The organism is Xanthomonas populi (assembly GCF_002940065.1).
Taxonomy (GTDB): domain Bacteria; phylum Pseudomonadota; class Gammaproteobacteria; order Xanthomonadales; family Xanthomonadaceae; genus Xanthomonas; species Xanthomonas populi.
Map to the genome: position 1 here is coordinate 1 of NZ_MDEJ01000165.1, position 7,245 is coordinate 7,245.

The window sequence follows — 7,245 nt, forward strand, 5'->3', positions numbered from 1 at the left end:
TGCGCGCGATGGGATGGTCATCCCTTAGCGCCGTACGGCTGTTACCGACGGCGCTTGGTGCTTGAAGGGGATTTTTCAGGTGCGGCGAATTAGTCGCCGTCCTAGAGCAGAGCGGCCTGGGCAATCCAGATGCGAGCAAGGGGATAGACTGGAATACGTAAGTATGTTCAGTTTCAGACTGCTGGGGGTAATCAGGGTCTAGGGCGGTCTGGTGTCTTCATCGTTCGATGCTGTGGACATTTGAGCTTGCTTTTGACTTATGCACATCTGGCTTTGCTTTTAAATATAGAAATAACTTAAGAGCTTGGTGGTGATGGTAGGGCCAGATTTCGCCTAGAAGTACCTCAAGTGGCTGTTTCAAAAAGGTTTTTAGGTTGCCAAACCCTGTGTTTATAGCCTGGTTTGCCAATCTACAGCCTGTGGATAAGCAAAAGACACCTCTGAAGTCTTGGACTTATCCCCACGTTATCCCCTGCCTGTCCTTCGCCCGCCCTCACAGGGGTTTGCACAGGAGCTGCACTGATCACGTATCCTGCGCACCGACCGGGACGCCGGATTAGCCAAGAGCAAACCGATCGATGCAAGTTGTGCGGTTGTCCATCCATCGATTTCGTCGTTTCCAGACCTTTGAGCTTCATCCCGCAAGTTCCCTGAACCTGCTGACAGGCGACAACGGCGCCGGAAAGACCAGCGTGCTAGAGGCGCTGCATCTGATGGCATATGGCCGAAGCTTCCGCGGTCGGGTCCGCGATGGGTTGATCCAGCAAGGTGCCGACGATCTGGACGTGTTCGTGGAATGGCGCGAGCGCAGCGGCGACGCTGGCGAACGTTCGCGCCGTGCAGGGTTGCGCCATAGTGGCCAGGAATGGACCGGTCGTCTGGATGGTGAAGATGTCGCTCAGTTGGGAGCGTTGTGTGCCGCGCTAGCGGTGGTGACCTTCGAGCCGGGCAGCCATCTGTTGATCAGCGGTGGCGGCGAACCGCGCCGCCGCTTCTTGGATTGGGGCTTGTTCCACGTGGAGCCTGACTTCCTGGCCCTGTGGCGGCGTTATGCACGGGCACTCAAGCAGCGCAACGCGTTACTCAAGCAAGGCGCACAGCCGCGCATGCTCGACGCCTGGGATCACGAACTCTCCGAGTCCGGCGAAACCCTAACTTCGCGGCGGTTGCGCTACCTGGACCGCCTGCAGGAACGGCTGATTCCCGTCGCAACCGCGATCGCCCCATCATTAGGCCTGTCTGCGCTGACCTTCGCGCCGGGTTGGAGGCGCCACGAAGTCCCGCTTGCCGATGCGTTGCTGCTGGCACGGGAGCGAGATCGCCAGAACGGCTACACCTCGCAAGGGCCGCACCGGGCCGATTGGACGCCTGCGTTCGACGCGTTACCGGGCAAAGACACACTCTCGCGGGGCCAGGCCAAACTCACCGCCCTCGCCTGCCTGCTGGCTCAGGCTGAGGACTTTGCCCATGAGCGTGGCGAATGGCCAGTGATTGCCCTCGACGATCTGGGCTCGGAGTTGGATCGGCACCATCAGGCGCGTGTTCTGCAACGGCTTGCCTCCGCGCCCGCGCAGGTGTTGATCACAGCCACCGAGGTGCCGCCCGGGCTTGCCGATGCTGGTGAATTATTGCATCGGTTCCACGTGGAACACGGCCAGATTATCGCTCATGCCTCCCCGCAATGAGCAACCACGGCACATGCGGGCCGACTGGTATAATTTTCGCGCTATCCCCCTTTTCCCACGGCGCGGCACGGCTCCTGCCGCCCTCGCCCGTGTAGTGGAGCTAACGGCACGCGCATGACTCAAGATCAAAACACCCCGACCACACCCAACAGCACCTACGATTCCAGCAAGATCACCGTGCTGCGTGGCCTGGAAGCTGTTCGCAAGCGCCCCGGCATGTACATCGGCGATGTCAACGACGGCACCGGCCTGCATCATATGGTGTTCGAGGTGGTCGACAACTCGGTCGACGAAGCCCTGGCGGGCCACGCTGACGATATCGTGGTGAAGATCCTGCTCGATGGCTCGGTGGCCGTGTCAGACAACGGCCGCGGCGTGCCAGTCGATATACACAAGGAAGAAGGCGTGTCGGCCGCCGAGGTGATCCTCACTGTGCTGCATGCCGGCGGCAAGTTCGACGACAACAGCTACAAAGTGTCTGGCGGCCTGCATGGCGTGGGCGTGTCGGTGGTCAACGCGCTCTCCGAGCACCTTTGGTTGGACATCTGGCGCGACGGTTTCCACTACCAGCAGGAGTACGCGCTGGGCGAGCCGCAATATCCGCTCAAGCAGTTGGAAGCCTCGATCAAACGCGGCACCACGCTGCGCTTCAAACCAGCCGTGGCCATTTTCAGCGACGTCGAGTTCCATTACGACATCCTGGCGCGCCGCCTGCGCGAGCTGTCGTTCCTCAATTCCGGCGTCAAGATTGCGCTGATCGACGAGCGTGGCGAAGGCCGTCGCGACGATTTCCATTGCGAAGGCGGCATCCGTAGCTTCGTCGAGCATCTGGCCCAGTTGAAATCGCCTCTGCACCCGAACGTCATCTCCGTGACCGGCGAGCACAACGGCATCGTGGTGGATGTGGCCCTGCAGTGGACCGACGCCTATCAGGAAACGACGTACTGCTTCACCAACAATATCCCGCAGAAGGATGGCGGCACCCATCTGGCCGGCTTCCGCGCCGCGCTCACGCGCGTGCTCAGCAATTACATCGAACAGAACGGCATCGCCAAGCAGGCCAAGATCACTCTGACCGGCGACGATATGCGCGAAGGCATGATCGCGGTGTTGTCGGTGAAGGTACCCGACCCGAGCTTCTCCTCGCAGACCAAAGAAAAGCTGGTCAGCTCGGATGTGCGTCCGGCGGTGGAAAACGCCTTCGGTGCGCGCCTGCAGGAGTTTCTGCAGGAAAATCCGAACGAAGCCAAAGCCATCACCGGCAAGATCGTCGATGCCGCACGTGCGCGCGAAGCCGCCCGCAAGGCGCGTGATCTGACCCGCCGCAAGGGCGCGCTGGATATCGCTGGCCTGCCCGGCAAGCTGGCCGACTGCCAGGAAAAAGACCCGGCGTTGTCGGAATTGTTCATTGTCGAGGGTGACTCGGCGGGTGGCTCGGCCAAGCAGGGCCGCAACCGCAAGAACCAGGCGGTGCTGCCACTGCGCGGCAAGATCCTCAATGTCGAGCGCGCCCGTTTCGACCGCATGCTGGCCTCCGATCAGGTCGGCACGCTGATCACCGCGCTCGGCACCGGCATCGGACGCGACGAGTACAACCCGGACAAGTTGCGCTACCACCGCATCATTTTGATGACCGACGCCGACGTCGACGGCTCGCACATCCGCACCCTGCTGCTGACGTTTTTCTACCGGCAGATGCCGGAGCTGATCGAGCGCGGCTACATCTACATCGGCCTGCCGCCGCTTTACAAGCTCAAGCAGGGCAAGAGCGAGCTGTATCTCAAGGACGACGCGGCGCTCAACGCTTACCTGGCCAGCAATGCGGTTGAAGGTGCGGCGCTGATTCCGGCCAGCGATGAGCCGCCGATCACCGGCGAGGCGCTGGAAAAGCTGCTGATGCTGTTCACCGGCGCCAATGAAGCGATTGCACGCAACGCGCATCGCTACGACCCGGCGCTGATGACCGCCTTGATCGATCTGCCGCCGCTGGACGTGGCAAAGCTGCAGGCCGAAGGCGACCAGCACCCCACCCTGGACAAGCTGCAGGCGGTGCTCAACCGCGGCACCCTGGGCACGGCGCGCTATCAGCTGCGCTTCGATCCGGCTACCGACAGCACGTCTGCCACGCTGGTGGCGGTGCGCAAGCACATGGGCGAGGAATTCACCCAGGTGCTGCCGATGGGCGCGTTCGAAAGCGGTGAACTACGTCCGTTGCGCGAGGTGGCATTGGCCCTGGATGGACTGGTGCGCGAAGGCGCGCAGATCGTGCGTGGCAACAAGACCCAATCGATCACCAGTTTTGCGCAGGCGCATGCCTGGCTGCTTGAAGAAGCCAAGAAGGGCCGCCAGGTGCAACGCTTCAAGGGCCTGGGCGAAATGAACGCCGAACAGCTGTGGGAAACCACGGTCAATCCGGATACGCGCCGCCTGCTGCAGGTGCGCATCGAGGACGCGGTGGCGGCCGATCAGATCTTCAGCACCTTGATGGGCGATGTGGTCGAACCACGCCGCGATTTTATCGAGGACAACGCGCTGAAGGTGTCCAACCTGGATATCTGAGCGTTCGGTCGCACGCCAGCACATCGCTTCGGTGATGCGCTGGCGCGTGCGGTTTTTTCAGGACGACGATGAGCGCAGATCTTCCAACGACCCCGGCGACGAACTGTGCTGCCGGCAAGTCCCGATTGCTTCCCCCGTTGCTCGGCTTCTGGATCGATGTGCTGATCGCCACCGGCTTGCTGCTGACGCTCAGCGTGGCCTGCTTTGCGCTGTGGGGAGCGGTACGCGGCTTCAGCTATGTGCAGGCGGCCAAAGCGCAGGGCCTAACGCCCTCCTCTGTGCAGATCATGGCCGCGATCGGTCAACCTGGCGTGTTGGTGCAGTTGCTCACTGCGCTGGTCAGTACCGCCACCCCGGCGGTGCTGTTGTACTACTGGCGTCGCCGTGCCACCCCATCGGAACAGGCCGCCTCGCGTGCGGCAGCGCGGCGTGCATCGACTGGGGGCTGGACCGGCCTGATCGCCGTGTCTGTGTTCGTGCTGAGCAATCTGGTCAGCGTCGCGGCATCGGCACTCGGCATCAAGCCGGTGCCGACCAACCTGCCGCTGATGGAAGAAGCGATTAAACACTGGCCGCGGGCGCTGGTGGTGTTCGCTGTCGTCATTGCCCCCGCGTATGAGGAATTGCTGTTCCGGCGCGTGTTGTTTGGCCGTCTGCTGGCCTCCGGCCGTCCGTGGCTGGGCATTGCGCTGAGCAGCGCGATCTTCGCGCTGGTGCATGAAGTACCCGGCATCAGTGGCAACGGCCCGGCCGCCATCGCCCAGCTGTGGTTGATCTACGGCAGCATGGGGGCGGCGTTTGCGTGGCTTTACTGGCGTACCGGCACACTGTGGGCACCCATCGCCGCGCACGGCATCAACAACGCGACCGCCTTAGCCGCACTGTACTTTTTCGGAATCGGCTGACCGGGTTGATGAAAAGTTAAGACGAGCCTGCCAAAATAGATCCAGGGTTCCAGGAGGATTGAATGAAAGTCAGGCTGTTGCTCGTCGTTGCCGTACTTACGTTGACCGCATGTACCACCACAACTTCGCCGACCGGCCGCCGACAGGTGGTAGGAGGCGTCTCGCAACAGCAGCTCGACCAGCTTGGTGTGCAGTCGTTTGCGCAGACCAAGGCCAAGGAAAAAGTCAGTACCGACGGTAAGCAGAACGCTTACGTGCAATGCGTGGTCAACGCGCTGGTGGCGCAATTGCCGCCACAATGGCGGCAAAATCGCTGGGAAACGGCGCTGTTCGTCGACGACGAAGCCAATGCGTTTGCGCTTCCCGGTGGCAAGGTCGGCGTGAACACCGGCATCTTCACAGTCGCCAAGACCCAAGATCAGCTGGCCGCCGTGCTCGGACATGAAATAGGGCATGTGATCTCGCGCCACCACGAAGAACGCATCACCCGCCAGCTCGGTGCCCAGACGGGCCTGGGCATCATCGGCGCGTTGGCGGGCGCTGCATACGGTGACGGAGCGGCCAGCGCGGTGAACCAGGTCGGCGGCATGACCGCGCAGACGGTGTTCCTGCTGCCTGGCTCGCGCACCCAGGAGAGCGAGGCCGACGTGGTCGGGCAGCGCCTGATGGCGCAGGCCGGCTTCGACCCTGCCCAGGCGGTGACGCTCTGGCAGAACATGATGGCCGCCAGTGGCAACCGCCAGCCGCAATGGCTATCCACCCATCCCGATCCGGCCAATCGCATCCGCGAACTGCAGGCCGATGTCAATCAACTCGAGCCGGTGTACACACAGGCCAGGCAGGACGGTCGGGCGCCACGCTGTGGCTGAAACTGCTTCTTCTACGTACCGAATATCGCAAAACAGCATGGAAACCGTTTTCGGGAACTGAGACTTTCTGCTAAGTTTGCGGGCTCAGATTTTTTGTACAGCTTCCATTCCGCTTTTCGCACCGCCCAACGGCGGCTCGTCCGAGGTGAATCATGAAACTGCTCAAACGCAAGCAAGCCCTGTTGTCCCTGTTCATCGCCGCGTCGCTGGGCGGGGCTGTCGTCGCTGATGCGGTCGCGCAGTCGGATCGCTCGTCCGAGCGTGCCAGTCGTAAGTCCAAGAGCAGCGGCAAGGCAGAAGACCTGTACCCGCAGTCCACCCGCGCCGCGCCGACGATCAAGCCGTCGTCCAAGCTGGGCAGCAAGCTGCAGAAGCTGATCGAAACCTTCAACAAGGGCGAGGACTACCCTAGCGTACGCACCCAGGCCGACGACATCCTGGCCAATGCCGCTGCCAATGAAGCCGACAAGGCGCTGGCCGCGCAGCTCGCCGCGCAGGCTACCTACAACCTGGACGACACCGCCGCTGCCAAGAAATACCTGCAGCAGGCGATCGGCCTCAACGCGCTCGATAACAACGGCCAGTTCCAATCGATGCTGATGCTGGCGCAGTTGCAGCTGCAGGACAACGAGCAGGCCGAAGGCCTGATCACGCTGGACAAGTACCTGGACGAGAGCAAGTCGCAGCGCCCGGAAGATCTGATCGTCAAGGGCCAGGCGCTGTACCAGGCAGAGCGCTACAAAGATGCGATCCCGGTGCTGAAGCAGGCCATCGCCGCCTCGCCCGAGCCGAAGGACACCTGGAACCAGCTGCTGATGGCGTCCTACGCCGAAGCCGGCCAGACCGGTGAGGCCGTCGCCACCGCCGAGGCAATCGCTGCCAAGACGCCCAACGACAAGAAGGCCCAGCTCAACCTGGCCAGCATGTACATGCTGGCCGACCAGATGGACAAGGCCGCCGCCGTTATGGACACGCTGCGCGCTGCCGGGCAGTTGACCGAGGAGAAGGAGTACAAGCAGTTTTACTCGATCTACGCCAACACCGATAACAAGGAAAAGGACGTCATCGCCGTCATTAACGAAGGTATGCAAAAAGGCATTCTCAAGCCTGATTATCAGACATACCTCGCGTTGGCGCAGTCGTATTACTACAAGGAGCCTCTAAAAACCCCAGCAATCTGCCATCATTGACTTGACGCCCTGCCAGCGGAGAACGACAGACATGATC

Annotated in this window: 4 protein-coding genes and 1 pseudogene; all 5 read left to right on the forward strand. The window is 61.8% G+C overall.

All coding sequences use genetic code 11. The features are described 5' to 3' along the window. Positions 1-578: 578 nt before the first annotated feature. Positions 579-1,685: a DNA replication/repair protein RecF gene (recF, locus tag XpopCFBP1817_RS18360; protein ID WP_128418211.1), complete on the forward strand. Its 1,107-nt coding sequence runs from the start codon at positions 579-581 to the stop codon at positions 1,683-1,685. 114 nt (positions 1,686-1,799) lie between these two features. Then, complete coding sequence (gyrB, locus tag XpopCFBP1817_RS18365; RefSeq protein ID WP_128418212.1) at positions 1,800-4,244, forward strand: DNA topoisomerase (ATP-hydrolyzing) subunit B; 2,445 nt, start codon at positions 1,800-1,802, stop codon at positions 4,242-4,244. Positions 4,245-4,312: 68 nt separating this feature from the next. Then, positions 4,313-5,149, forward strand: a complete 837-nt coding sequence (locus XpopCFBP1817_RS18370; RefSeq protein ID WP_128418213.1) for a CPBP family intramembrane glutamic endopeptidase — start codon at positions 4,313-4,315, stop codon at positions 5,147-5,149. Positions 5,150-5,211: 62 nt separating this feature from the next. Continuing rightward, positions 5,212-6,018: a M48 family metallopeptidase gene (locus XpopCFBP1817_RS18375; RefSeq protein WP_128418214.1), complete on the forward strand. Its 807-nt coding sequence runs from the start codon at positions 5,212-5,214 to the stop codon at positions 6,016-6,018. A gap of 152 nt (positions 6,019-6,170) precedes the next feature. Next, positions 6,171-7,175 (forward strand): annotated as a pseudogene (locus XpopCFBP1817_RS18380) (tetratricopeptide repeat protein); the annotation flags it as partial. Between the last annotated feature and the right edge of the window lie 70 nt (positions 7,176-7,245).